The organism is Brevundimonas sp. TWP2-3-4b1, assembly GCF_049897665.1.
Taxonomy (GTDB): domain Bacteria; phylum Pseudomonadota; class Alphaproteobacteria; order Caulobacterales; family Caulobacteraceae; genus Brevundimonas; species Brevundimonas subvibrioides_B.
The window spans coordinates 18,854-42,150 of record NZ_JAFCWQ010000022.1; the positions used below are offsets into that span (position 1 = coordinate 18,854).

21 protein-coding genes are annotated in these 23,297 nt (G+C 68.2%); 10 read left to right on the forward strand and 11 right to left on the reverse strand.

Annotated features, from left to right (window positions below):
• Positions 1–9: 9 nt before the first annotated feature.
• The 3 genes from ACP7A5_RS14690 (at position 10) to ACP7A5_RS14700 (ending at position 2,112) form a co-directional block, all read left to right on the forward strand.
• Positions 10–840: a S1 family peptidase gene (locus ACP7A5_RS14690; RefSeq protein ID WP_426042608.1), complete on the forward strand. Its 831-nt coding sequence runs from the start codon at positions 10–12 to the stop codon at positions 838–840.
• Entirely contained in the window at positions 837–1,475 is a 639-nt protein-coding gene (locus ACP7A5_RS14695; protein WP_426042609.1) for a LysE family translocator, read from the forward strand. Before ACP7A5_RS14690 ends, ACP7A5_RS14695 begins: the two co-directional genes overlap by 4 nt.
• Positions 1,476–1,560: 85 nt before the next feature.
• On the forward strand, positions 1,561–2,112 hold the full coding sequence (locus tag ACP7A5_RS14700) for a CC0125/CC1285 family lipoprotein (protein WP_426042610.1): 552 nt from the start codon (positions 1,561–1,563) through the stop codon (positions 2,110–2,112).
• Positions 2,113–2,134: 22 nt separating this feature from the next.
• On the opposite strand, the gene ACP7A5_RS14705 is transcribed toward ACP7A5_RS14700, so the two are convergent.
• From ACP7A5_RS14705 to ACP7A5_RS14715, 3 genes are all read right to left on the reverse strand, one after another.
• Positions 2,135–3,160, reverse strand: coding sequence for an alpha/beta hydrolase (locus tag ACP7A5_RS14705; RefSeq protein ID WP_426042611.1), 1,026 nt, complete (start codon positions 3,158–3,160; stop codon positions 2,135–2,137).
• Positions 3,157–4,020 (reverse strand): class I SAM-dependent methyltransferase, encoded by an 864-nt coding sequence (locus ACP7A5_RS14710; protein WP_426042612.1) that lies wholly within the window; start codon positions 4,018–4,020, stop codon positions 3,157–3,159. Before ACP7A5_RS14710 ends, ACP7A5_RS14705 begins: the two co-directional genes overlap by 4 nt.
• 142 nt (positions 4,021–4,162) lie before the next feature.
• A complete protein-coding gene (locus ACP7A5_RS14715; protein WP_426042613.1) occupies positions 4,163–4,993 on the reverse strand; it encodes a class I SAM-dependent methyltransferase in 831 nt (276 codons plus the stop codon).
• Between the two features lie 247 nt (positions 4,994–5,240).
• On the opposite strand from ACP7A5_RS14715, the gene ACP7A5_RS14720 reads away from it, so the two are divergent.
• The gene (locus tag ACP7A5_RS14720; protein WP_426042614.1) at positions 5,241–5,708 is read left to right on the forward strand and encodes an Hsp20 family protein; all 468 of its coding nucleotides are present in this window, start codon (positions 5,241–5,243) and stop codon (positions 5,706–5,708) included.
• A 55-nt stretch (positions 5,709–5,763) separates the two neighbouring features.
• On the opposite strand, the gene ACP7A5_RS14725 is transcribed toward ACP7A5_RS14720, so the two are convergent.
• The 5 genes from ACP7A5_RS14725 to ACP7A5_RS14745 all read right to left on the reverse strand — a co-directional run bounded on the left by ACP7A5_RS14725 (position 5,764) and on the right by ACP7A5_RS14745 (position 11,136).
• Positions 5,764–7,017, reverse strand: a complete 1,254-nt coding sequence (locus tag ACP7A5_RS14725) for a pentapeptide repeat-containing protein (RefSeq protein ID WP_426042615.1) — start codon at positions 7,015–7,017, stop codon at positions 5,764–5,766.
• Entirely contained in the window at positions 7,014–8,285 is a 1,272-nt protein-coding gene (locus ACP7A5_RS14730; protein ID WP_426042616.1) for a pentapeptide repeat-containing protein, read from the reverse strand. The genes ACP7A5_RS14725 and ACP7A5_RS14730 overlap by 4 nt, the downstream gene beginning before the upstream one ends.
• A gap of 402 nt (positions 8,286–8,687) precedes the next feature.
• Positions 8,688–9,335: a bifunctional diaminohydroxyphosphoribosylaminopyrimidine deaminase/5-amino-6-(5-phosphoribosylamino)uracil reductase RibD gene (locus tag ACP7A5_RS14735; RefSeq protein ID WP_426042617.1), complete on the reverse strand. Its 648-nt coding sequence runs from the start codon at positions 9,333–9,335 to the stop codon at positions 8,688–8,690.
• The gene (gene gpmA, locus ACP7A5_RS14740) at positions 9,332–10,045 is read right to left on the reverse strand and encodes a 2,3-diphosphoglycerate-dependent phosphoglycerate mutase (RefSeq protein ID WP_426042618.1); all 714 of its coding nucleotides are present in this window, start codon (positions 10,043–10,045) and stop codon (positions 9,332–9,334) included. The genes ACP7A5_RS14735 and gpmA overlap by 4 nt, the downstream gene beginning before the upstream one ends.
• Before the next feature lie 47 nt (positions 10,046–10,092).
• Positions 10,093–11,136: a serine hydrolase domain-containing protein gene (locus ACP7A5_RS14745; RefSeq protein ID WP_426042619.1), complete on the reverse strand. Its 1,044-nt coding sequence runs from the start codon at positions 11,134–11,136 to the stop codon at positions 10,093–10,095.
• 131 nt (positions 11,137–11,267) lie between these two features.
• Between ACP7A5_RS14745 and ACP7A5_RS14750 the strand changes: the two genes are divergently transcribed.
• Together ACP7A5_RS14750 and ACP7A5_RS14755 are read left to right on the forward strand one after the other, a co-directional pair.
• Positions 11,268–12,767 (forward strand): phosphomannomutase/phosphoglucomutase, encoded by a 1,500-nt coding sequence (locus ACP7A5_RS14750; RefSeq protein WP_426042620.1) that lies wholly within the window; start codon positions 11,268–11,270, stop codon positions 12,765–12,767.
• Positions 12,768–12,988: 221 nt separating this feature from the next.
• Complete coding sequence (locus ACP7A5_RS14755; protein WP_426042621.1) at positions 12,989–14,290, forward strand: FAD/NAD(P)-binding protein; 1,302 nt, start codon at positions 12,989–12,991, stop codon at positions 14,288–14,290.
• 128 nt (positions 14,291–14,418) lie between these two features.
• Here ACP7A5_RS14755 and ACP7A5_RS14760 read toward each other — a convergent pair whose 3' ends face one another.
• Positions 14,419–15,882: a response regulator gene (locus ACP7A5_RS14760; protein WP_426042622.1), complete on the reverse strand. Its 1,464-nt coding sequence runs from the start codon at positions 15,880–15,882 to the stop codon at positions 14,419–14,421.
• Between the two features lie 44 nt (positions 15,883–15,926).
• Complete coding sequence (gene glmM / locus ACP7A5_RS14765) at positions 15,927–17,276, reverse strand: phosphoglucosamine mutase (RefSeq protein ID WP_426042623.1); 1,350 nt, start codon at positions 17,274–17,276, stop codon at positions 15,927–15,929.
• A gap of 127 nt (positions 17,277–17,403) precedes the next feature.
• Here glmM and glmS point away from each other — a divergent pair, with 127 nt between their 5' ends.
• The 4 genes from glmS (at position 17,404) to ACP7A5_RS14785 (ending at position 22,354) form a co-directional block, all read left to right on the forward strand.
• Positions 17,404–19,224 carry a glutamine--fructose-6-phosphate transaminase (isomerizing) gene (gene glmS / locus ACP7A5_RS14770; protein WP_426042624.1) on the forward strand — a complete coding sequence of 607 codons (1,821 nt, stop codon included), beginning with the start codon at positions 17,404–17,406 and terminating at the stop codon, positions 19,222–19,224.
• A 72-nt stretch (positions 19,225–19,296) separates the two neighbouring features.
• Entirely contained in the window at positions 19,297–20,175 is an 879-nt protein-coding gene (locus ACP7A5_RS14775) for a UTP--glucose-1-phosphate uridylyltransferase (RefSeq protein WP_426042625.1), read from the forward strand.
• Between the two features lie 68 nt (positions 20,176–20,243).
• Positions 20,244–21,482: an NAD-dependent epimerase/dehydratase family protein gene (locus ACP7A5_RS14780; RefSeq protein ID WP_426042626.1), complete on the forward strand. Its 1,239-nt coding sequence runs from the start codon at positions 20,244–20,246 to the stop codon at positions 21,480–21,482.
• An 8-nt stretch (positions 21,483–21,490) separates the two neighbouring features.
• Positions 21,491–22,354: an NAD-dependent epimerase/dehydratase family protein gene (locus tag ACP7A5_RS14785; protein WP_426042627.1), complete on the forward strand. Its 864-nt coding sequence runs from the start codon at positions 21,491–21,493 to the stop codon at positions 22,352–22,354.
• Between the two features lie 162 nt (positions 22,355–22,516).
• Here the strand turns inward: ACP7A5_RS14785 and ACP7A5_RS14790 are convergent, their stop codons facing one another.
• Positions 22,517–23,257 (reverse strand): DUF6065 family protein, encoded by a 741-nt coding sequence (locus ACP7A5_RS14790; protein WP_425990487.1) that lies wholly within the window; start codon positions 23,255–23,257, stop codon positions 22,517–22,519.
• Positions 23,258–23,297: the final 40 nt, after the last annotated feature.

Sequence of the window (23,297 nt, forward strand, 5' to 3'; positions counted from 1 at the left end):
CTCGCGCGGATGCGTTTTCCCCGTCCGCCGGACTGGCTGATCTATTCCAGCGTGGTCTTCGCCCTGGTGCTGGGTTCGCTCAGTCGGCGCGAGAACGCCGATGCCCCGCCCGCGCCCCCGCCGCCCGACGAGATCGAGGGCGCCCTGCTGGGGCCCGTCACTCCCTTTGATCCTTCAGTGACGGTGACCGCGCCGGACGCGCCCTTCCAGCCTGTCGCCGGAACCGCCTTCTCGATCGCCGGGCGCGGGCGCTGGCTGACCGCGCGCCATGTCGTCGAGGGCTGTCGTCGGCCGGCGCTGGTCGTCGGCGGCGGTCGCGCCGTGGCGGCCGATGTGCGGCTGTCGCCCCGGGCCGACATCGCCCTGCTGATCACCGCCGGCGGTCCGCCCGCCCTGCCGGTCACGACCCATGCGCCCCTGTACGTCGGCCAGCGGGCCTTCCATCCCGGTTTCCCTCAGGGCAGGCCGGGCGAGGTCACCTCGCGCCTGCTCGGCCGCGAGACGCTAAAGGTCCGGGGACGCGGCGCCTATGACGAGCCGGTGCTGGCCTGGGCCGAGGTCGGGCGAACCTCCGGGCTGGAGGGCACGCTCGCGGGCCTGTCCGGTGCGCCCGTGCTGGACAGGCGGGGACGCGTCGTCGCCCTGACCATCGCCGAGGCGCCGCGCCGGGGACGGCTCTACACCACCGCGCCCGACACCCTGGGCCCCGCCATCCGGGGGGAACAGCAGGCGGACGAACAGTTGCTGGGCGAGCCCGTCACCGTCGATAATTATGGCCGGGTCTCCGACGACCTGCGTCGCGATCTGCGGGTCGCCCAGGTGGTCTGTCTGTCGAGGTGAGCGCCCTGCCCGTCGATCCGCATCTCTATGTCGTCTTCCTGGGCGTGATGATGGTCATGGCGGTGACGCCCGGACCCGCAAACCTTTTCTCCATCGCCACCGGCATGGAGCGCGGCAAGCGGGCGGTGCTGATCGCGGTGGCCGGCATGAATGTGGCGACCCTGGTCTGGTTCGGCGCGGCCGCGCTTGGACTCGGCGCCTTGGTGACGGCTTTTCCCGAGGTGTTTCGCTGGGTCGCGGTCGCCGGCGCCCTCTATGTGGCCTGGCTGGGCGCGTCCTCGATCCAATCCGCGTTCAAACCTGCCCCGGGCGAGGTCTCGACCGAGGGCCGAACCCACCTGCGCCGACCCGCCTTCGTCGATGGTTTCCTGGTGCAGATCGCCAATCCGAAGGCGGTGCTTTTCTTCACCGCCGTCCTGCCGCCCTTCCTCGATATCGACCGTCCCGCCGCACCCCAACTGGCCCTGTTCGCGGTCGCGGTCATCGGCATGGACGTCCTGACCATGAGCGCCTACGGTCTCAGCGGCGCCGTTCTGGCGCGGCGGATGGGCGAGCCTCGTTTCCGGCGCGGCTTCGGTGTCTTCGTCGGCTCCCTGCTTCTGATTGCCGCAGTCCTGATTGTCTTGCGATTATAGAGGTTTGTGGGTTGGCGGAACGTCTCTGTTCATGCGCCGTTCAGGTGAAATGACGGATTTTCTGCTCAAGTTCAGGAGCTCCCAAATGACGTCCTCGATCAAATCCCTTCTCGTGGTGGCGGCCTCGGCCCTGACGTTGGCCGCCTGCGCCACCTCCACCGCCTACGCCCCTGCCGGCTACAACGGCCAGCGCGGGGGCTATGCCGAGCAGCGTCTGGAGAATGACCGTTATCGCGTCAGCTTCTCGGGCAACTCTGTCACCGCGCGCGACCAGGTCGAGATGGGCCTCTTGCTGCGCTCGGCCGAATTGACAGTCGAGAACGGCTACGACTGGTTCTCAACGGTCAATCGCGCCACCGATCGCGACACCCGCTACCAGACGATCGGCGATCCGTTCTTCAACCGTTACAGCCCGTTCTGGGGCCCGTCGTGGCGCTACTACGGCCCGCGCGGCTGGAGCCGGTGGAACGACCCGTTCTGGGGCCGCGACGACTTCGACGTTCGCCAGATCGACCGTTACGAGGCAACTACCGAAATCGTGATGGGTCGCGGCGCCAAGCCCTCCGGCGACGCCAACGCCTTCGACGCCCGCGAAGTGATCGCCAACATCGGCGGCAGCGTCACTCGCCCGATGTAATCAAGGCATCCGAAGCAGCGGCTCAGGCCACCGCTTCGGATTCCGCCCTTGGCGGCTCCAGGTCGGCGATCGGCGCGACATAGTCCGCCATCGCGTCGAACTCGTTCAAGAAGATCGCCCGAAGGTCATCGGTCTCCATGATGACCTCGTGCTTGGCGTGATCGATCTCGACATAGCGACCCCGGCCAAGCCGCTTGGCGGCCCAGCGGTTGGTGTGTTTCCAGACGCGGTCGTCGTCGCCTGCCTGCACGATGGTGCAGGGAATCTGGACCGACTTCAGCGCCTTGGGCTTCAGCGATCGTTCGCCCGCGTCGATGCCGAACGCCAGCCAGCCCCAGGTGGGGCCGCCGACCGCCAAGTGCGGACAGGCGTACAGCTGCTGACGCCACAGTTCGTAGCGGGTCTCGTCGGACGTCAGTGCGTCCTTCTCGAACGTATGGTCAAAGGGATCGTCGGCGTCGTCCAGCACGAAGTCGCCGGCCTTGCCGTGGCGCACGTTCCAGCGCACCGCCAGCTTGACCGACCACATCGACCGTTTTCCGGTCTTGATGCGCAGCATCGGACTGGACAGGACAGCCCCGGCGAACCGGGTCTCCCCGGCCTCCAGGCAGAGCAGGTTCAGCACCCCGCCCATCGAGTGGCCGACCATGATCCAAGGCTTGGGCGCGCGCGTCTCGAACGCGTCCAGAAGCCGGGCATAGTCGTCCTGGAACTCCTCCACCGCGCGGGCGTGACCCTTCAACCGGTCCGGCAGCAGTCGCGCCGACAGGCCCTGGCCGCGCCAGTCGTGGGCCAGGACGCACCACCCGCGCGCGAGGAAGTTGCCGATGACCTCGAAATACTTCTCTATCGGTTCGGTCCGGCCCGGCGACAGCACCACAGTGCCCCGCGGCTTCGGCGCGACCAGGGCGGACGGGGTCCAGAGAGCAGCGCGCAGTCGCAGCCCCCCGGCGCCCCGAAACCATTCGCCGACCCCTCCGGGCGGGGCGGCGGCTCCGGGCACGCCCATCAGCGGAGCATTGGCAGCGAAGGCGGCGGCGCGGTTCACTCGGGCTTCCTGAACTTCAAGGTCATGCGATCGCTTTCGCCGATCGCGCGGTATTTGGCGGAATCAAACGCCGGATCGGGCGCCTCACCCTGGGCCGCCGTCAAGAGGCGCGGCGGCAGGGTCTCGACGCCGAAGGGGTGGTCCTTTGTGTCTTCCGGGTTGGCGTTGATCTCGGACGCGGCGACGAAGATGAACCCGGCCTCGGCCGCCAGCTGTTTGACGAATGCCTCCTGGACATAGCCGTTGGAGGCGGCCGGATCCTGATCCTCGTCGGGAGCCAGCCGGTGCTGCTCCACGCCAAGGACGCCGCCGGGCTTCACGGCGGCATAGGCGTCCGCGAAAGCTTTTTCGGCGATGCCCGCCGCCATCCAGGCGTGGATGTTACGCATGAACAGAGCCATGTCGGCGGTCCCGGCCGGCGCCACCGGTCCGGTGCCGGACCCGAAGGCGCTGAACTTCACGTCGCCGTAGAGCCTGCGGTCCGAACCGAACCGGCGCTCGAAATTGGCCATCAGAGCCGCCTGGGCAGGGTCTGTCCCCGGTCCGGTCGCGAAGCCCGCGCCGTAGTATTCGCCGTCGCCCTTGGCGAGATAGGGGGCCAGAATCTCGGTATACCAGCCGCTGCCCGGCCAAAACTCGACCACATGCATCGACGGTTGCAGGCCGAAGAAGCGCAGCGTCTCCAGTGGGTGGCGATAGATGTCGCGCGGCCGGTCTGCGGCGCGCCATGGCCCCTGGATGGCCCATTCGAGTGAGCCTTCGGGCGGCCCGGCGGGAGCCTCGGGGTCGGCGGTCTTCTCTTCCTTTCGGCCACAGGCCGCGACGCCGGCGATCAGTACGAGACCGACGCCGGACAGCATTGCCCGACGCGATGGTCCCGTTCGCCCTATCCGCGCCTGATGCCGCATCAACTCTTCCCCGCCGGCCGTCGCCGGGAGGGCGACGCCGTCCCGGAACGGGTTGGGATAGAGGGGTTCGCCAATGCCGTCAAAGGCTTGAAACTCAGGCGGGCTTGCGGAATCGCAGGGTCATCCGATCGCTCTCGCCGATAGCGTCATATTCGGTCCGTTCGGCCTCGGTCAGGGGCGTCGCCCGGTCGGTGGCGTTGCCTTCGCGCGCGGCGCTGGTCCTTACCGGCGGCAGGGTCCAGACGCCGAACGGGTGGTCGCGATCGTCCCTGGGATTGGCGTTCAGCTCGCTGCGTGCCTCCAGCACGAAACCGGCCGCCTGCGCGGCATGAATGACATAGCTTTCCGGGACATAGCCGGTGGGCGCAGTGACATCCGCGTTCAGCCCCTCAAGGGCGCGATGCTGTTCCACGGCCAGGATGCCGCCCGGTTTCAGGGCTTTGAAGAAGGCCGCCAGGTAGGGGCCGGTGCGCTGCGGGTTCGAGCGGTGCCAGTTGTGGAAGGCGCGGGCGACTACGACCATGTCCGCCGTGCCGTCAGCCACGACCATCCCTTCCAGCGGACGATTGACGGGGACATAGGCGCCGCCGGTCGCCTGGGCATAGGGCTGGAGGATCGCGCTCCACCAGCCGCCCCGGCCGGGTTCGATCTCGACCACAGTCGACCCAGGCGTCAGCCCCCAGAAGGTCAGGGTCTCGAACGGATGGCGGAAGGCGTCACGCGCGACGTCTGCGGCCGGGCGCGCATCCGAGCCGATCGCGGCCTGGAGCGCCTCATCCTCCTGCAGCACCGGCGGCGGCATGGCCTCGCGTCGCGCCTCGCGCTGGGCTGGGGTCTCTCCAGAGGAAGGTGCGGTCTGGGCGGCGGCGGCTCCTGCCGAGATCAGAGCGAGGGTGGTGACGAGGACGAGTCTGGACGCGCGCATGGTCAGCTCCGAAACAGAGGGCGGGTTGGGCGGCACCTTACGGACAGGTTGCACGCGGGCAAGTGATGATCCCGCAACGGGCCTGCCCTTGACGTCGCACTCAGGCATCCCACCTCTTCATCCGAGAGCGCCGATCCCGGGCTCTCGCAGACCGGACGGGGCCCAACAGGGACCGCTCGGGCTGATTCCCACCGCCGCTCCGGGCAACGCGGAGCGGCTCAATCTTGCTAATGATCAGGAGATCGACATGCGTACCATCGACTTCACCCCCCTCTATCGCTCCGCCGTAGGCTTCGACCGCCTGGCCGGCCTTCTCGAAAGCGCCGCGCGCACTGGCCCGGAGACCGGCTGGCCGCCCTACAATATCGAGACGACGGGCGAGAACGCCTATCGGATCGAGATCGCCGTCGCCGGCTTCAGGCCCGACGAGCTGAACATCGAGGTCAAGGAAAACCTGCTCACCGTCACCGGCCGCAAGACTGCCAATGACGATGCGTCGGCGAACCGCACCTATCTGCATCGCGGCCTGGCCGAGCGCGACTTCGAGCGCCGCTTCCAGCTGGCTGACTATGTGGTGGTGACCGAAGCTTCGCTCGATAACGGCCTCCTGGCCGTCAGCCTGAAGCGCGAACTGCCTGAGGCCCTCAAGCCCCGGCGCATCGAGATCGCGACGGGTACGCCGACGGCGGCTCTGATCGAAGGCGAAGCGGCGTAAGCCTCGGCCTTCGCGAATGAATGGAAAGGGCGGTCCTCGGGCCGCCCTTTTCTAGTCAGGCGGCGACCGCCGTTTGGCCGAGGCCTGTGACGCGGTCGAGACAGGCGTCGGTCAGGGTCGCACCGTCCAGCTTCGCCCCCGTGGCGTTGGAGCCGGACAGGTCCGCGCCCGTCAGATTGGCCTTCGACAGGTCTGCACGGAACAGTTCGGCATAGCGCATGCGCGCGCCGACGAAGTTCGACGGCACGCAGCGGGTCGGACCCAGGGGCAGCGGGCTGATGTCGGCGGCTGTCAGATCGACCTTGGTCATCAGGGCCTCGCCGAAGCGGGCGCCGCGCAGGTCCGCCTTGCCGAGCAGTGCGCCGCGCAGATCGGCCTTCTCGAAATTGGCTCCCTGGAGCTGCGCGCCGCACAGGTCGAGACCCGCAAGACAGGCGCCCTTGGCGCTCATGGCCGAGAGTTTCAGCCCCTTCAGCCGATCGCCGAGCGGGCGAAGATCCTCGCCGTCCAGAACCGCCGGCCCGCCCAGAACACCGCCGCTTTCGGCCCAGGCGTTGGCGTCCAGCGCCATCTGATAGAGTTCTTCGGCCCGGGCGATGGTCGCCGCGTCCGGCTCACGGAGCGAGCCGGTTGTGTCGGTTCGGTCCAGCCTGGCCCGATCCATGGCCACGCCGGTCAGGATGGCGCCGCACAGGCGCGCGCCCGCCAGATTGGCCCCACCGACATCGGCGCCTTCCAGCAGGGCGCCGGACAGGTCCGCGTCCTTCAGGTTGGCGCCGTTCAGCCGTGCGCCGCGCATCGAGCAGTCGGTGAAATCGGCCTTGCAGGCGCTGACGCCGTCGAAACGGGAGCCGTCCAGAGTGGCCCCCGCGAACCGGGCTCCATCAGCCAGCCCCTGGCGGGTTTCATGGCGGGCCGAGGCGAGACCCCTGGTTTCGTGCGGGACGGCGATCACGCCTTCCCGGAAATCGGCCTGGGTCAGGTCCGCCTCGGACAGGTCGGCGCCCTGCAGACAGGTTCCCCGGATATCCGCCCGCCTCAGGCAGGCCCGGGTCAGATCGGCGCCGCGCAGGTCGCATCCGAACAGGATCGCGCGTTCCAGCCGCGCCCCGGCCATGTTGCAGTTCTCCAGGCTCGAACCGGAGAAGTCGGCGTCGTCCAGTATCCGATGCGCCATCGAGACGCCGGTCAGGTCGATGAATTTCAGCGAAAGCTTTCGCCCGCCCGGCCTGCCGGTGACGAACCGCTCGTGGGCGGCGGCGAACATGTCGAAATCGCCCTGTCCGAGGCGGCGTCGGGTCATGGTCATGCCGGTTCTCCGTCCCGCTGAAGTCCGCGGACCCCGGCGAGAACCGCGTCAGTGAAATCGGCATGGCGCGTCTGGGCGCCATGCATGCCGGCCCGGGTCAGATCCGCGCCCGCAAGAAGGCAGCGTCGCAGATCCGCCCCGGAAAAATCGACCGAGCGCAGCACGGCTTCAGTCAGGTCGGCGGGCAGAAGCCGCTCGGGCCCGAGCATCAACGGCCCCAGTTGCGCTTCGCGCAGGTCCGCCCCATTCAGCCGCGCCCCGACGAGCCGCGCCCCGCGCAGGTCGGCCCGGCGCAGGTTGACCGACCTCAGGTCTGCCCCCTCGAGATGCGCCCCCTGCAACTGCACCCCTTCCATGTTCAGGCCGTAGAACACGGCGCGCTTCGCCGACAGTGCGGTCAGGTTGAGGCCCGTGATCGACCCCAGGCCGCGCAGATCGACGTCGTCGAATACCGAGGGCTGGCCCTCGACCCCACCGGTCTCGCACCAGTTGGCATGTTCATGCAGCATCTCGGCCGCCGGCAACTGGGCCACCGGCTCGCCGGCCGAACCCTTGTCGGTCAAGGCCCCGTCCAGATTGGCGCCATCGGTGCGCCACAAGGACGAGATCACCCCGACCAGAATGGCGTCGCGCAGATCCGCGCCGGTCAGGTCGGCCCCGGACATGTCGGCGCCCGCCAGGTCCGCGCCTCGGAAATTAGCCTGTTTCAGGTTCGCCCGGACCAGCTTGCAGTCCTTCATGATGGCGTCGGAGAAGTCCGCCGACTGGGCTGCGATGCCCGACAGACGCGACCGCTGCAGATTGGCGCCGACCAGGCTGGCGCCCTGGGCCTGGGTGACCTCCCGGCCTTTGGCCTCCAGCACGCGGAAGCCGACCTTGCGGTCCGCCGAGGCAATCGTGCCTTCGCGCAGGTCCGCCTCGAACAGGTCCGCTCCCGACAGATCCGCGCCTCGCAGGCAGGCGCCGCGCAGGTCCGCGCGGCGCATCGACGCCTCAACGAGGATCGCGTCCTGCATGTCCGCGCCGAAGAAGGATCCGTTGTCCAGCTTGCAGTCCGTCAGATCGCAGCCGATCATCGCGGCGGCGGAGAAGTCGGCATCAGCGAGATTGCGGCCCTTCAGGCTGAGGCCAGACAGATCCAACCAGGCGAAGACCGCCCGCGCGCCGCCGGGGCGCGCCTGCCACAGGCGGTCGTGACGCGCGCACATGGCGTCGACTTCCTGCTGGGTGATGCGGCGTCGAAGGACGCCTTCCTGGACCGCTGACATGATCCCATGATGGGACAAGGTCGCTTAAGGAAGGTTTTCGGAAACCCTGATTTCTTTCAGCCCTCTGCCGGAGATTTGCGCCGCGATCCCGTGTCTGACCTGCGGTTCGTCCGAAGCGGACGAAAATTATACCCTGACGAAACGGACGAAACGGACGAAACCCGAGAGATGCTAAATGAAAACAGTGACGTGGATTTCCCGTCCTTGTCCGAAGGCTGCACGCTGCACGCTGCACGCTGCAGTCGGGGAACCAGCGGGTGTTTCGGTTCTGATGTCAAAGACCCGGTTGAGCAGATGGTAGGCCCGGAAGGCCAAACAAGACCTGACGATGAATTAAATCCTACGGCGTCTCGGCTCGGCGCGCCGTGGCTTGCCCGTGCGCCGGTTCGACACCGATCAGGTTCAGACTGTAAGCAACCCCTGCTCGGCCAGGGCGTCAGCCAGTTCGCCCGGTGACGTCCAAAGCCGCGTGTATCCGGCCTCGCCCAGCCGTTTCAGTTCGGTGACAAGATCGGCGCGGGCCGAGGCGGCGAACCGGGCGTCGAAACCCTGGCCGTCGGTGCTGATGCGAACCATCGGCCGTCCGGTCTCGAGCCGGTGCAGGAAGCCTTCCGAAAGGATGGCGGCCTCGTCCTTCATCAGGCCGGTCTCGACCACGAGGCCCGCCTGGCGCAGCCGCTCGGTGCCTCGCCCCGAAGCGAACGGCGAGGGATCCAGCGCCGCCACCACGACGCGGGCGATCTTCGCCTCGGCCAGAAACTGGGCGCAGGACGCCCGACCCGACGACCGGGCCCCGCAGGGCTCCAGCGTCACATAGGCGGTCGCGCCCTCAACCTCGGCGCCGGCAGCCGGCACGGCCTGTTCCTCGGCGTGGGGGCGTCCCCCCGCGGCGGTCGCAGCCTCGGCCAGCAGCCTGCCGTTCTTGACGATGACACAACCCACCGCCGGATTGGGCCAGGTCTCGCCCATCCGTTCCAGCGCCAGGTCGATGGCCCGGCGCATGTAGACATCATCGTCGCTCACGCCGCGACGGGCGGGGTCGTCGCTCATGAAATCGCCGGGAGTGCAGAGGCGCGGCCGGCGTCCAGATAGCGGGCCGAAACGGGCTTCAGGTCGGCGTCCAGGTCGATGTCCAGCGGATTTCCGGTGGGGATCTCGACACCGACGATACGATCGTCGGGCACGTCGAACAGATGTTTGACGATGGCGCGCAGGGAATTGCCGTGGGCGGCGATCAGCACGTCCTCGCCGGCCTTCAGACGCGGCGCGATGGCTTCGTTCCAGTAGGGCAGGACGCGGTCGAGCGTGGTCTTCAGGCTCTCGGTGTCGGGAATGGCCTGGCCGGCATAGCGGGGATCGCCCGCGAAATCCCACTCGCTGCCCGCCTCCAGCGGCGGCGGCGGGATGTCGTAGCTGCGTCGCCAGATCTTCACCTGGTCCTCGCCGTGCTTCAGGGCGGTCTCGGCCTTGTCCAGCCCGGTCAGGCCGCCGTAATGGCGCTCGTTCAGCCGCCAGTCCTCGATCACCGGCACAGCCTTCAACCCGGCCGACGACAGGGCCAGGGCGCCGGTGCGTTTCGCCCGCGTCAGGACCGAGGTGAACATCACGGCGGGTTTGAACCCCGCCTCAGCGATCAGTTCGCCGCCACGCCGCGCCTGGGCCTCGCCCTCGGCGGTCAGGTCGACGTCGACCCAGCCCGTGAAACGGTTCTCGAGATTCCATTGGCTCTGGCCGTGGCGCAGCAGGATCAGGCGGGGCATAGGCTCTCCAGGTCAGCCTGTCGGGGTAGGGCGACCCACCCGAAGGGTCAAGCGCCGGGCGAACCGCAGGCGGCGGCGCGGATCAGATCGATGGACAGGCCCTGGCCCCGCCAGACCTCACCAAAGCCGGTCCGGTGATCGTTCGAATAGACCGCGACGGCGAGTTTCAGATCGGGAAGCAGAAAGTTTCGGACCTGGACCCCGCCGATTTCGCCGTAGCGTTCGACCAGCCGGGTCTTGCCGATACACCCGCCCAGATCCGGCGAATAGGACCAGACGCTGAGCGCCGCGTAGCCCGACGCCGGATCACCAGTCAGCATAGTCTCCAGCGAGCCGGCCGACATCAGCCGCCCCTCCATCAGAGCGACGTCGATCGTCAGCAGGTCCTCGATCCTTCCATAAAGGCCGCCGGCGGGGCCGTAACCCGACGGCCAGACGGGGGCCTCGGCCGAGCCGTCTTCCATCGTCGCCTCGATCCGGGCTTCATCGGGCAGGGCGAGTGTAACGCCGAGCGGGGCGCCGATGCGGACATTCACAAGGTCGAGGTAGGACGAGGCGGTCACGGCCTCCAGCACCTTGCCCAGGATGATGGTGTCGCAGTTGTTATAGAGGAAGACCGATCCCGGTTCGGCCGCGGCGGTCGTGCAGTACAGCGCCAGATCACCCGGCGGACCGTTAAGCAGTTCCGACTGACCGGCCAGTCCCGAGCGGTGCGCCAGAAGCTGTCGGATGGTGATGCGGTCGGCGTTGGGAAGGGTCGGCAGCCGAACATAGGACGAAACCGGCGCATCGAGGGAAAGGGCGCCGTCATCGATCTGCTGGAAGACCAGAATGGCCGTGATCATCTTGGAAACCGAGGCCCAGCGAAACGCCGCCGACGGATCGTGGGGGCGACCCGGCCCCGCCTGACCCAGGAGACCCGTAGACATTCGGCCTTCCCGCGCGACGCCGAAAACTCCGGCGTAGCCCGGCTCGACGGACAGGCGGGCCTGGACGGCGTCGCGGCCGTCCTGTGCGGTCTGCGCGGACGCATCTGCGGGCAGGATCAAAAGCAGCGCCGCCGCTGCGACGCAGGCCAGCCGTTTCGTCATTGGAGCCCCCAGGGACCGATCATCGCCGCTTCCACGCGCAGCCATAACACCGATCGCACGTTGTTGTGGGCCCGAAAGCCTGCGGCTATACCGCCGGTCGTCTGGACCTCCCCCGCCTTCAAGGACATCGCATGCTGAAGCCCCGCCAGGACCTGGTTCCGAACACCTTCGAATTCGAAACCATCCCCCTGGTCAAGCCGACAGGCTTCCGGGAGTACGACGCCCGCTGGATTCTGGAGAAGGAGATCAACCTCCTCGGCATCCAGGCCCTGGGTCTGGCCCTCGCCACCTATGTTCACGAGAGTGGCATCCAGCCGCGCATCGTCGTCGGCCACGACTTCCGCTCCTATTCCTCGACCGTGAAGCACGCCCTGATCATCGGCCTTCTGGAAGGCGGGATGGAGGTGCTGGACATCGGTCTGGCCCTGTCGCCGATGGCCTATTTCGGTCAGTTCGCGCTGGAGGCCCCCTGCGTCGCCATGGTCACCGCCTCGCACAACGAGAACGGCTGGACCGGGGTCAAGATGGGCACCAACCCGCCGGTCACCTTCGGCCCCGAGGAGATCGGCAGGCTCAAGGAGATCGTCCTCGAGGGAACCGGCGTCGCGCGGCCCGGCGGGCGTCTGGAGCGGGTCCAGAATTTCCGCGAGCCCTACCTTCAGGAGGTGGTCGGTTCGATCAGGCTGAGCCGCCCGCTGAAGGTGGTCTGCGCCTGCGGCAACGGCACGGCCGGCGCCTTCGCCCCCGAGGCCCTGCGCCGCATGGGCTGCGAGGTCATCGAGATGGACTGCGACCTCGACTACACCTTCCCCAAATACAATCCCAACCCCGAAGACCACGCCATGCTGATGCAGATGGCGGCGCGGGTGAAGGAGACCGGCGCCGACCTCGCCCTGGGCTTCGACGGCGACGGCGACCGCTGCGGCGTTGTGGACAACACCGGCGAGGAAATCTTCGCCGACAAGATCGGCCTCCTGTTGGCCCGCGACCTGTCGGCCCTGCACGCCAACGCCACCTTCGTCGTCGATGTGAAATCGACCGGCCTCTACAAGACCGACGAGGTCCTGAAGGCCAACGGCGCGACCACCGTCTACTGGAAGACCGGCCACTCCTACATCAAGCGCAAGACCGCCGAACTGGGCGCCCTGGCCGGGTTCGAGAAGTCGGGCCACTTCTTCCTCGCGAACCCGATCGGGCGTGGCTACGATGACGGCCTGGTCGCCGCCGCCGCCGTCCTGCAGATGCTGGATCGCAATCCGGGCAAGACCCTGTTCGATCTCAAGTCGTCCCTGCCGGACGCCTGGACCAGCCTGACCATGTCGCCCCACTGCGACGACGAGCTGAAATACGATGTCCTGGCCAAGGTCGTGGCCGAATACGAAAAGCTCGCGGCCGAAGGCGGCTCGATCCTGGGCCGCAAGATCGTCGAGGTCATCACGGTCAACGGCGCGCGGGTGCATCTGGAGGACGGATCGTGGGTCCTGGTCCGCGCCTCTTCGAACAAGCCGGAGATGGTCGTAGTCGTCGAATCCATGCGTTCCGAGGACGACATGCGCGCCCTGTTCCACAAGGAGGTGAAGCCGCGGCTCGCCGCCCACCCCGAGGTCGGCGCCTACAACCAGGAAATCTGACCGAGCGTCTCCTCCCTGTTCGCCGCCTGGCGAACAGGGAGGTGGCGGCGAGCTCTTCGCGAGCTGACGGAGGGGGTCTCCGTGCATCAAGAACCCCTCCGTCTCCTCCGCTTCGCTACGGATCCACCTCCCCATCGCTGCGCGACAGAGAGGAGACCGACGGCGAAGTTTGACCCCCGGCGCGGCGCGGTCCAGAACCGCCGCAACGGGCGGGAGGCGGCGTGACGGGACGGATCGACAGGGTCGCCATAGTCGGGGGCGGCTTCTCGGGGGCCATGCTCGCGGCGCGGCTGGCCGAACGGGGGACGAACGCCCTCCTGATCAACCGGACGCCGGACTTCGGGCTGGGCGTCGCCTATTCGACGCCGTTCGAAGGGCATCTGCTCAACGTCCGCTCGTCCAGGATGAGCGCCCTGGCCGACCGGCCCGATCATTTCGTTCGCTGGCTGGAGGCCAATGCGCCCGAACATGAGGATCCGGAGGGGTTCGCGCCGCGGATGATCTTCGGCCGCTATGTCCAGGCGAGGCTGGCCGAGGTCGAGGCCGCCCATCCCGGCCGGATCGAACGGGTGGTCGGCGAGGTCGCGGGCCTGGAGGCTGGCGGCGTCGCCCTGTCCGACGGCCGCCGCATTGCCGCCGACGCTGTCGTCCTGACCACCGGCAATCCGGCCCCGCGTACGGCCTCGGGCGAGGCGGGGGCGGTCCTCTCCGACCCCTGGGCGCCGGGCGCGCTCGATTCCGTCGGCGCCGAAGACGACATCCTGATCGTCGGCACGGGCCTGACCATGGTAGATATGCTGCTGTCGCTGGAGGGACGCGGCTGGCGCGGACGGGCGATGGCCCTGTCCCGCCGCGGCCTGCTGCCCCGGGCGCACGGCGAGCTTCCCGATCCGCCTGCGCGGGCATCGCCGGCCCTGTTGAACGGTCCGCTGTCCGCGCGTCTGGCCGAGGCGCGAAAGGTTTCCGCCCGCTCGGGCTGGCGCGAGATGATGGAGGGCCTGCGCCCGATCACCGCCGACCTGTGGGGCGAAGCCGATATCGCCACGCGCGGCCGGATCGTGCGCCATCTGCGGCCGTGGTGGGACGTCCACCGCCACCGGCTGCCGCCGCAGATCGGCGCCCAGATCGACCGGCTGCTAGCCGAGGGTCGGCTCGCCGTCTTCTCCGGCCGGGTGAAGGCGATCACCGCCGATGCGGACGGCGTCCGTCTCGAGTGGCGCCCCCGTCAGGGCCCGGCCCGGGAACCGCTGACCGCCCGCTGGCTGATCGACTGCACCGGCCCCGGCCATGCGCCCGAGGCCGATCCCGTGACCGGCCCCCTGCTGATCGACGGCCGGGCCCGGCTGGATCCGTTGCGGCTGGGGCTGGAGCTGGACGCCTCCGGCCGGGTGCTGGCGGCCGACGGAGACGCCGATCCACGACTGTTCGTGCTCGGCCCGCCGGCCCGCGCCGCCTTCTGGGAGACGATCGCCGTGCCGGATATCAGGAAGCGGATCGAGGATGTGGTCCTGGCGCTCGTCTAGCGGCAGACCCCGTCCGCAGGTTGATCCCGTATTCGACACTCGCCTTGAGCGCCGGGAGCGTCCGGGACCGGCCCAGGCCGTTACCATAGGACGCCTTCAGTCCGGTCGGACGGGATCGCAGGGCGCGGTCAGACCGGGCGGGCGCCCTCACCCTTCGAGCCCTCTACCGAGCCGGCGTCCGGTCTTCCCGCGCTCCAGACCGAGACCGCCGTCAGCAGCCCGACCATATTGATCGGCTTGGCCAGACAGTCGTCGATGCCGACGGCGGCATAGGTGGCGAGTTGTTCAGGCAGGGTGTTGGCGGTGACCGCGATGATCGGGACAGCACCCCTGATGCTCGGCAGGGCCCGGATGCGCCGGGACGCCTCCACCCCGTCCATGACCGGCATGGCGATGTCCATCAGGATCAGGTCGAAGTCACCCTGTTCGACCGCCGTCAGACCCTGAAGACCGTCGTCGGCGGTCTCGCACCGGATGCCCTGGGTCGCCAGGATTGTGGCCACCAGGGTGCGGTTGTTCTCATTGTCGTCGATATAGAGGACCACCGGTCCACTGTCGGGGTTGCGCACAGCGGACGTTGCGGCCATCGGTGTGACGGTCGGCGGCAGGACGTTCCCTTGCCCTTCAGGGACGATCACGTCCTGGTCCGACACGACGATCATCTCATTGACCAGCGTCAGCAGCCGCTGGCCCGCCTCATGGATCCGTCCGGCCTGTTGCAGCGTCCGCTCCGGCAGGGCGTCGTGCGCCATCACCTCGGCGAAGCCGAGGATCGCGTTCAGCGGCGTGCGCAGCTCGTGCGACATGTCGGACAAGAACTGCTGGCGCGCCTCGGCCATGGCGGCCTTCTGTTCGGCAGCGGCGCGGGCCTGTTCGGCCTCGACCCGGGCGGTGACGTCCTGTTCGCTGAGCAGCAGGCCGATTTCGCCCGTCACAGGGTCTGGCACAGCGGTCAGGACCAGATGGTGCCAGCGGATCCCCTGTGCGGTGCGGATCTCGCACACATCGAAGGCGCTATGGCCTTCCAGGGCGCGCGTACGCAGACTTTCCACGGCCTCGGGCCTGACAAACCGCTCCGCATAGGCAAGGGTTTCGCTGCCGTAGGCGCTGAAGGCGGCGGGGTTGCAGAACAGGGCCCCGCCCTCCTGGTCAAACAGGGAAATGAGGGTGGGTGCATAGCGCAGCGCCTCGACAGCGCGCCGCTCAGCCGGCCCGACCTCGATCGGCGCTGCCTCGAACAGCAGGACGGGCCGATCGTCGTCGAGCACGAAGGTCGAGATGGTCGCCTTCACCGTGACCGGCTGCCCGTTTGGATAGAAGGTCCAGCGCTCGCTGACCGTTTCGCCGTCCGCCGTGGCCTGCACCAGTCGGGCGGTCCGCGCCTTGACGGCGGGCGACAGGTCGGAGAAGTCCCGGGCAAGCAGGGCCTCGAGCGTATCCGATCCCCAAAGGGCCAGGGCGGGTATATTGGCGTACACGCCCTTGCTGGCCGCCGGGTCGAACATCCAGATCGGCCGACGCAGCCGGTCCCAGGCCAGGAACAGGGACGAGTCATCCAGGGCAGGGGCCGCGCTGTGCATGAAATCTGCCATGCCAGAGCGACCTGAATTTTCACTTAAGTCCCGGTGATATCGGGTTAGCCTGCCGCCTTCACCGCCGCCGCCACGTCAGCCACGACGCGTTTGACCAAGGCTGCGTCGTCGCCCTCGGCCATGACGCGGATCAGTTTCTCGGTGCCGGACGGGCGGACGAGCAGGCGACCCTGACCGGCGAGGGCCGCCTCGGCCTCGGCGATGGCGGCCTTGACCTTCGCGTCCTCGAGCGGCTTGCCGCCGGTGAAGCGGACGTTCTGGAGCAGCTGGGGGACGGGGTCGAACTGGCGGGCGAGTTCGCTCATCGGCTTGCCGCTTTCGACCAGCACGGCCAGCACCTGCAGCGCCGCCATCAGGCCGTCGCCGGTGGTGGCGTGATCGTGCAGGATCAGGTGGCCGGACTGTTCGCCGCCCAGGTTGAAGCCGCCCTCGCGCATCCGCTCCATGACGTAGCGGTCGCCGACCCTGGTCCGCTCCAGCGTCAGGCCGTCGCCGGTCAGGACGCGCTCGAGGCCGAGGTTGGACATGACGGTGGCGACCACGCCGCCGCCCTTGAGGACGCCGCGCCGGGCCCAGTCGCGGCCGATCAGGGCCATGATCTGGTCGCCGTCGACGACCCTGCCGTTCTCGTCGCAGATGATCAGCCGGTCGGCGTCGCCGTCGAGGGCGATGCCGATGTCGGCCCGCTTCTCCTTGACCACGGCCGCCAGCGTCGCCGGATGGGTCGAGCCGCAGTCGGCGTTGATATTGGTCCCGTTGGGCGAGACCCCGACCGAACAGACCTCGGCGCCCAGTTCATAGAGGGTGGTGGGCGCGACCTTGTAGCCGGCGCCGTTGGCGCAATCGATGGCGATGCGCAGACCCGACAGCGACAGGTGACGCGGGAAGGCCGCCTTGGCGATCTCGATATAACGGGCCTGGGCGTCGTCGATGCGCTTGACCCGGCCCAACCGGTCGGAGACCGCGAGCCCCTCGTTGAGGCCGTCGTCCATCATGGATTCGATCCTGAGCTCCGTCTCGTCCGACAGCTTGTAGCCGTCGGGGCCGAACAGCTTGATGCCGTTGTCCGCATAGTCGTTGTGCGAGGCGGAAATCATCACGCCCAGATCGGCCCGCATCGACCGGGTCATCATCGCCACGCCCGGCGTCGGCAGCGGACCGAAGGTCAGGACGTCCATGCCCACCGACGCGAACCCCGCCACCAGGGCCGGCTCGATCATATAGCCCGACAGGCGGGTGTCCTTGCCGATCACCACCAGATGGCGGCGGTCGTCGCCCGACATGAAAAGCTTGCCCGCCGCCAGACCGACGCGAAGGGCGACCTCGGCCGTCATCGGACTGGTGTTCGCCTTGCCGCGAATGCCGTCCGTACCGAAATATTTGCGCTCGCCCATGTGCGGCCCTCCGCCGAAACCTGCCGAAACGCCTTTTTAGGTGTCGGCGTCCTAAGGCCGTCCTAGAGCAGACCATCCCGGCCGTCATCCTCGGCCGTAGACGACTTTGCGGCTGGAGCGACCTGGAATGTGCGGCATCATCGGCATCGTCGGAATCCAGCCGGTCTCGGATCGCCTGATCGAAAGCCTGAAGCGGCTCGAGTACCGCGGCTATGACTCGGCCGGGATCGCCGCCCAGGTCAACGGGGTGCTGGAGCGCCGTCGCGCGCCCGGCAAGCTGAAGGCGCTGGAAAAGGTGCTGGCGGCGAATCCGCTGGTGGCCACGACCGGCATCGGCCACACCCGCTGGGCCACCCACGGCGCCCCGACCGAGGCCAACGCCCACCCGCACATCGCCGGCCGCGTCGCCGTCGTCCACAACGGCATCATCGAGAATTTCGCCGAGCTGAAGGCCGAGCTGATCGCCGCCGGCCGCGTCTTCTCGTCCGAGACGGACACCGAGGTGGTCGCCCATCTGCTGGATTCGGAGCTGGCCACAGGCCTGTCCCCGCTCGATGCCTTCAAGGCGACGCTGGACCGGCTGTCGGGCGCGTTCGCCCTTTGCGTGCTGATCTCGGGCGAGGACGAGGTGATCCTGGCGGCGCGCAACGGCCCGCCCCTGGCCGTGGGTCACGGCGACGGGGAGATGTTCATCGGCTCGGACGGCCTGGCCCTGGGGCCGTTCACCAACCGGATCACCTATCTGGAAGACGGCGACTACGTCATCGCCACCCATGGCGGGGCCCGTATCTTCGACGCCTCGGGGTCGGAGGTCGCGCGGCCGATCAAGATCGTGCCCGCCTCCGCTGTCCTGATGGAGAAGGGCAACTACCGGCACTTCATGGAAAAGGAGATCCATGACCAGCCGGAGGGGTGCCAGCGCACCATCGCCGCCTATGTCGACACCCTGACGGGCCGCACGAAAATCGCCGGCGACGTCGACTTCGCGAGCCTCGACCGGATCCAGATCGTCGCCTGCGGCACGTCGTACATCGCCGGAATGATCGGCCGGTACCTGATCGAACAGCTGGCTGACCTGCCTGTGGACGTCGAGATTGCCTCGGAGTTCCGCTACCGGAACCCGTCGCTGCGGCCCAATGCCTTGGCCATCGCCATGTCGCAGTCGGGCGAGACCGCCGACACCCTGGCCGCCTTCCGTCATTGCGCGCAGGCAGGGATGAAGACGGCGGCCATCGTCAACGCCACGGAATCAACGATTGCCCGCGAGGCCGACGTCGTCTGGCCGATCCATTGCGGTCCCGAGATCGGCGTCGCCTCGACCAAGGCCTTCACCGCCCAGGTCTCGGTCATGATCGCCATCGCTATCGCTGCGGCCAGGGCGCGCGGCCGGATCGACGAGGTCGAGGAACAGCGTCTGATCCGCGTCCTGCTGGAGGCGCCGCGCCTGATCGCCGAGGCCATCGGGCTGGAGGACGCGCTGAAGGACATCGCCGTCGAGATCGCCAAGGCGCGGGACGTCCTCTACCTCGGCCGCGGCCCGATGTCGGCCCTGGCGCTGGAGGGCGCGCTGAAGCTCAAGGAGATCAGCTATATCCACGCCGAGGGCTATGCCGCGGGCGAGCTGAAGCACGGCCCGATCGCCCTGGTCGACGAGGCGACCCCGATCATCATCCTCGCCCCCTACGACAGCTGGTTCGAGAAATCGGCCTCGAACATGAGCGAGGTCATGGCGCGCGGCGGTCAGGTGGTCTTCATCACCGACCCGGAAGGGGCGAAACACGCTCCGGCGGGCGCCAGGGTGGTCGTCACGGCTCCGGCCTGCGATCCGCTGATCTCGGCCCTGGTGATGGCCGCCCCGATCCAGCTGCTGGCCTATCACGTGGCCGTGGTGAAGGGCGCCGACGTGGATCAGCCGCGAAACCTGGCCAAGTCGGTGACGGTCGAATAGCGAAATCGCGCGGACGGGGCTACGAAACCGGGCGACGCGCGTTACGCTCGCCGTCGCTGTCTGGGAGCTTTCATGAGTTCGTCGTCGTCCCGCGTCCGCAAGGCCGTCCTTCCCGTCGCCGGTCTGGGCACGCGGGTGCTGCCTGCCGCCAAGACGACGCCCAAGAACATGCTCAATGTGTTCGACCGGCCCCTGCTGTCTCACATCGTGGAAGAGGCGCGCGCCTCCGGCATTGAGCACATGATCTTCGTGGTGGGCCGCGGTCAGACCTCGATCGAGGATTATTTCGACCACGGCTACGAGGTTGAGGCGATCCTCAAGGCCAAGGGCAAGGACGACATCCTGGCCCAGATCCTGGCCGACCTGCCACGTCCCGGCGAAATGAGCTTCGTGCGTCAGATGGCGCCCCTGGGTCTGGGCCACGCGGTCTTCTGCGCGCGCGACCTGATCGGCGACGAGCCGTTTGCCGTCATCCTGCCCGACATGCTGATGATGGCGGAGACCCCGGCCCTGAAACAGGCGATCGAAGCCCACGACCAGACCGGCGGAAACATCGTCGTGGTCGAGCAGGCGCCCGAAGGAGAGACCCACAAATACGGCATCGTCGCGCTGGATGGGCAGGACGGGCGCCTGAACCGGATGACCGGCATGGTCGAGAAGCCGCCGCTGGGGACCGAGCCGTCGAACCTGTTCATCTCCGGCCGCTATGTGCTGACGCCCGACATCTTCCCCCTGCTGGCCGACCAGCAGTCGGGCGCGGGCGGCGAAATCCAGCTGACCGACGCCATGGCCCGGCTGATGAAGGTCAAGGATTTCCACGCGCTGGAATACGAGGGGACGACCTTCGACTGCGGCGATCCTGTGGGGCTGCTCAGGGCCAATGTCGCCTATGGGCTGAAGCATGCGGGCCTCGGCCAGGCGGCGCGTGCGGCGATCGCGCCCCTGCTTTAGGCAACAGCTCCGCTTTGCTCCAATCCCCGCCTTCGGCTAGGCAAGGTTGGGGCGGAGGAAAAGACGCGATGAAGGTACTGGTTCTGGGCGGGGATGGCTTCTGCGGCTGGCCCACGGCGCTGCATCTGTCGGCCCGCGGCTGGGACGTGATCGTCGTCGACAACCTCAGCCGCCGGAACATCGACAACGAGCTGGAGGTCCAGTCCCTGACCCCCATCCGGACCATGGGCGAGCGGATCGCCGCATGGAAGGACGTCAGCGGCCGCGAGATCGGCTTCGTCAACATGACCGTCGGCAAGGAATTCGACCGCCTCGTCGCCCTGATCAGGGACGAAAAGCCCGACAGCGTCGTCCATTTCGCCGAACAGCGGGCCGCCCCCTATTCGATGAAGTCGGCGCGGCACAAGCTCTACACGGTCGACAACAACATCAACGCCACCAACCACCTGCTGGCCGCCATCGTCGAGAGCGGGCTGGACGTCCACCTGGCCCACCTGGGGACCATGGGGGTCTATGGCTACACCACCGCCGGGCTGCGCATCCCGGAAGGCTATCTGAAGGTCACGGTCCAGACCGACTTCGGCCCGACCGAACAGGAGATCCTGTTCCCGCCGAACCCCGGCTCGATCTACCATATGACCAAGACCCAGGACGCCCTGCTGTTCCAGTTCTACGCCAAGAACGACGGCGTCCGGATCACCGACCTGCACCAGGGCATCGTCTGGGGCGCCCAGACCGAGGAAACCCGTCAGGACGAGCGGCTGATCAACCGGTTCGACTATGACGGCGACTACGGCACCGTCCTGAATCGCTTCCTCATGCAGGGCGCGCTCGGCTATCCGCTGACGGTGCACGGCACGGGCGGCCAGACGCGGGCCTTCATCCACATCCAGGACACGGTGCGCTGCGTCGAACTGGCCCTGAAGAACCCGCCGAAGAAGGGCGAACGGGTCAAGATCTTGAACCAGATGACCGAGAGCCGCCGGGTCCGCGACCTCGCCGCCATGGTCGCCGGGATGACGGGCGCCGAGGTCCAGAACGTCGCCAATCCCCGTCTTGAGGCCGACGAGAACGAGCTGGTCGTCGCCAACGACCAGTTCCGCGACCTGGGGCTGAAGCCGATCACCCTGGCCGAGGGGCTGATGGCCGACGTCACCGACATCGCGCGCCGCTATGCCGACCGGGCCGACCGGACCAAGATTCCCTGCGTCTCCGCCTGGAACGGCAAGCGGGCCGAAGCCTTGCGCGCCGCGCCGGAACCCGCGCCGGCGCCCGTTCCCACTCCCGCCAAGGCGCGGGTCGGCTGAGCCCAGGAATGGCGCACGGGTCTCTGCTGATTTTCGGCGCCGGCTATCTCGGTCAGGCGGTGCTGGCCGAGGCGGCGAAACGCGGCCTGTCAACGGCGGCGACCTCGCGCGACCCGGAACGCCGGGCTGCGCTGACGGCCGACGGCGTCGCGGCCGTCGATCCTGCGGACAAGGCGGCGCTGGCCACGGCGGTCAGCCAGGCTTCCGCCATCCTGATTACCGCTCCGCCGGAGGGCCACGGCTGTCCCGGGGCGAAAGCCCTGTTGCCCGCCCTGACCGAGGCGCAGGCCTATCCCGACTGGATCGGCTACGTCTCCTCGACCGCCGTCTATGGCGATCGCGACGGCGGCTGGGTGTTCGAGGACGACGCCCTGAACGCGTCCAGCCTCGAGGGCGCGCGTCGCGTCCGGGCCGAGGCAGATTGGCTGGATGCCGGCCGCGGCATGGGGCTGACGGTGCAGGTGTTCCGCCTGCCGGCCATCTACGGCCCCGGCCGGTCGGTGGTCGACCGGCTTCGCGATGGCTCGGCGAGGATCGTGCGCAAGCCCGGCCAGGTCTTCAACCGCATCTATGTCGACGACGCCGTCGCCGGTCTGTTCGCCTCAATGGCCCGGCCCAGGCCGGGCGCGGCCTACAATCTGGCCGACGATGCGCCCTCGCCGGTCGATGTCGTCATGGCCGACGCCGCGCGGCGCATGGGACTGCCGCAGCCGCCCGAGGTCGACTGGACCGATCCATCGGTGTCGGACGCGATGCGGCGCTTCTATCTCGACAGCAAACGTATCTCGAACGCCCGCGCCAAGGCTGAACTGGGCTGGCGACCGGCCCATCCGACCTGGCGCGAGGGGCTGGAGGCGATCTTGGCAGTGTGATCGTGTCTCTTCCCCGCGCCGCAGGCGGGGGGAGGTGGATCCGGAGCGAAGCGGAGGAGACGGAGGGGTTCTTTCTGCATGCGGCCAGAACCCCTCCGTCAGCTCGCAAGGGCTCGCTGCCACCTCCCCATCGGCTACGCCGACAGGGAGGAGACATGCTGCCTAGCCCACCCGCGGGGTCTTCAGCCTGCGCTTGTTGGCATGGGTGTCCGGCGCCGTGCCCAGGGCCTCGGGGATCTCGCCCTTGAAGTAGAACCGCTGCCACGCCTCTTTCGCCGCATCGGGATCGCCGCTGGCGAGCCTCGTATTGAAGTCGGTGCGCTGGCGGTTCCAGGCCTCGAACTGGCCCTTCATCACGGGATTGGACTCCAGCGTCCGGATGACCGGCTGGACCGCCTCCATCTTGCGGTGCTCGACCAGGTGGATGAAGCAGAAGGGCTCGCCGCGCTCGAACTTCACCCGGCCCGGGCGCGTGAACAGCCAGTTCATGGTGAAGGGGAAGGGCAGCCAGTCCGTCTCGATCAGGCCGACCAGCGGCTGGATGCCGTCCTTCATATGGTTGGGCGAGCCCCCGCAGATCATCCCCCAGCCCGGCGGCGTGCGGAACAGATACTGGGGGTGCATGGTCAGGACCCCGCGCGAGAAGTGCGAGGTGACGAAATGGTCCAGCTCGGGCTGGGGCCGTTCGGGCGTGATAGTGATGTCGGCCTGCGACGGCCCGCCGTTCCACTCCGCCGTGAAGGTGAAGGGGCACAGGATCTCCCACCCCGTGGTGTTGGCCATGGTCAGGGGCAGGCAGCGATACGGATGCCGGCTGACGAAGGCGTCCATCCAGTTCCGCGACTGGCGCCCGGGCACCAGATCCGGCGGCCGGGCCGACATGGGGTAGCATTCCAGTTCCAAGGCGACGCTCCGGGCGGTATCGAGGTGCATCACTCCTAGC

Coding starts and splice junctions, on each gene's coding strand:
- ACP7A5_RS14690 (WP_426042608.1), top strand. CDS start 10: ATGCGTTTTCCCCGTCCGCCGGACTGGCTGATCTATTCCAGCGTGGTC.
- ACP7A5_RS14700 (WP_426042610.1), top strand. CDS start 1,561: ATGACGTCCTCGATCAAATCCCTTCTCGTGGTGGCGGCCTCGGCCCTG.
- ACP7A5_RS14710 (WP_426042612.1), bottom strand. CDS start 4,020: ATGCTGTCCGGCGTCGGTCTCGTACTGATCGCCGGCGTCGCGGCCTGT.
- ACP7A5_RS14715 (WP_426042613.1), bottom strand. CDS start 4,993: ATGCGCGCGTCCAGACTCGTCCTCGTCACCACCCTCGCTCTGATCTCG.
- ACP7A5_RS14720 (WP_426042614.1), top strand. CDS start 5,241: ATGCGTACCATCGACTTCACCCCCCTCTATCGCTCCGCCGTAGGCTTC.
- ACP7A5_RS14725 (WP_426042615.1), bottom strand. CDS start 7,017: ATGACCATGACCCGACGCCGCCTCGGACAGGGCGATTTCGACATGTTC.
- ACP7A5_RS14730 (WP_426042616.1), bottom strand. CDS start 8,285: ATGTCAGCGGTCCAGGAAGGCGTCCTTCGACGCCGCATCACCCAGCAG.
- ACP7A5_RS14735 (WP_426042617.1), bottom strand. CDS start 9,335: ATGAGCGACGACCCCGCCCGTCGCGGCGTGAGCGACGATGATGTCTAC.
- gpmA (WP_426042618.1), bottom strand. CDS start 10,045: ATGCCCCGCCTGATCCTGCTGCGCCACGGCCAGAGCCAATGGAATCTC.
- ACP7A5_RS14745 (WP_426042619.1), bottom strand. CDS start 11,136: ATGACGAAACGGCTGGCCTGCGTCGCAGCGGCGGCGCTGCTTTTGATC.
- ACP7A5_RS14750 (WP_426042620.1), top strand. CDS start 11,268: ATGCTGAAGCCCCGCCAGGACCTGGTTCCGAACACCTTCGAATTCGAA.
- ACP7A5_RS14760 (WP_426042622.1), bottom strand. CDS start 15,882: ATGGCAGATTTCATGCACAGCGCGGCCCCTGCCCTGGATGACTCGTCC.
- glmM (WP_426042623.1), bottom strand. CDS start 17,276: ATGGGCGAGCGCAAATATTTCGGTACGGACGGCATTCGCGGCAAGGCG.
- glmS (WP_426042624.1), top strand. CDS start 17,404: ATGTGCGGCATCATCGGCATCGTCGGAATCCAGCCGGTCTCGGATCGC.
- ACP7A5_RS14775 (WP_426042625.1), top strand. CDS start 19,297: ATGAGTTCGTCGTCGTCCCGCGTCCGCAAGGCCGTCCTTCCCGTCGCC.
- ACP7A5_RS14780 (WP_426042626.1), top strand. CDS start 20,244: ATGAAGGTACTGGTTCTGGGCGGGGATGGCTTCTGCGGCTGGCCCACG.
- ACP7A5_RS14785 (WP_426042627.1), top strand. CDS start 21,491: ATGGCGCACGGGTCTCTGCTGATTTTCGGCGCCGGCTATCTCGGTCAG.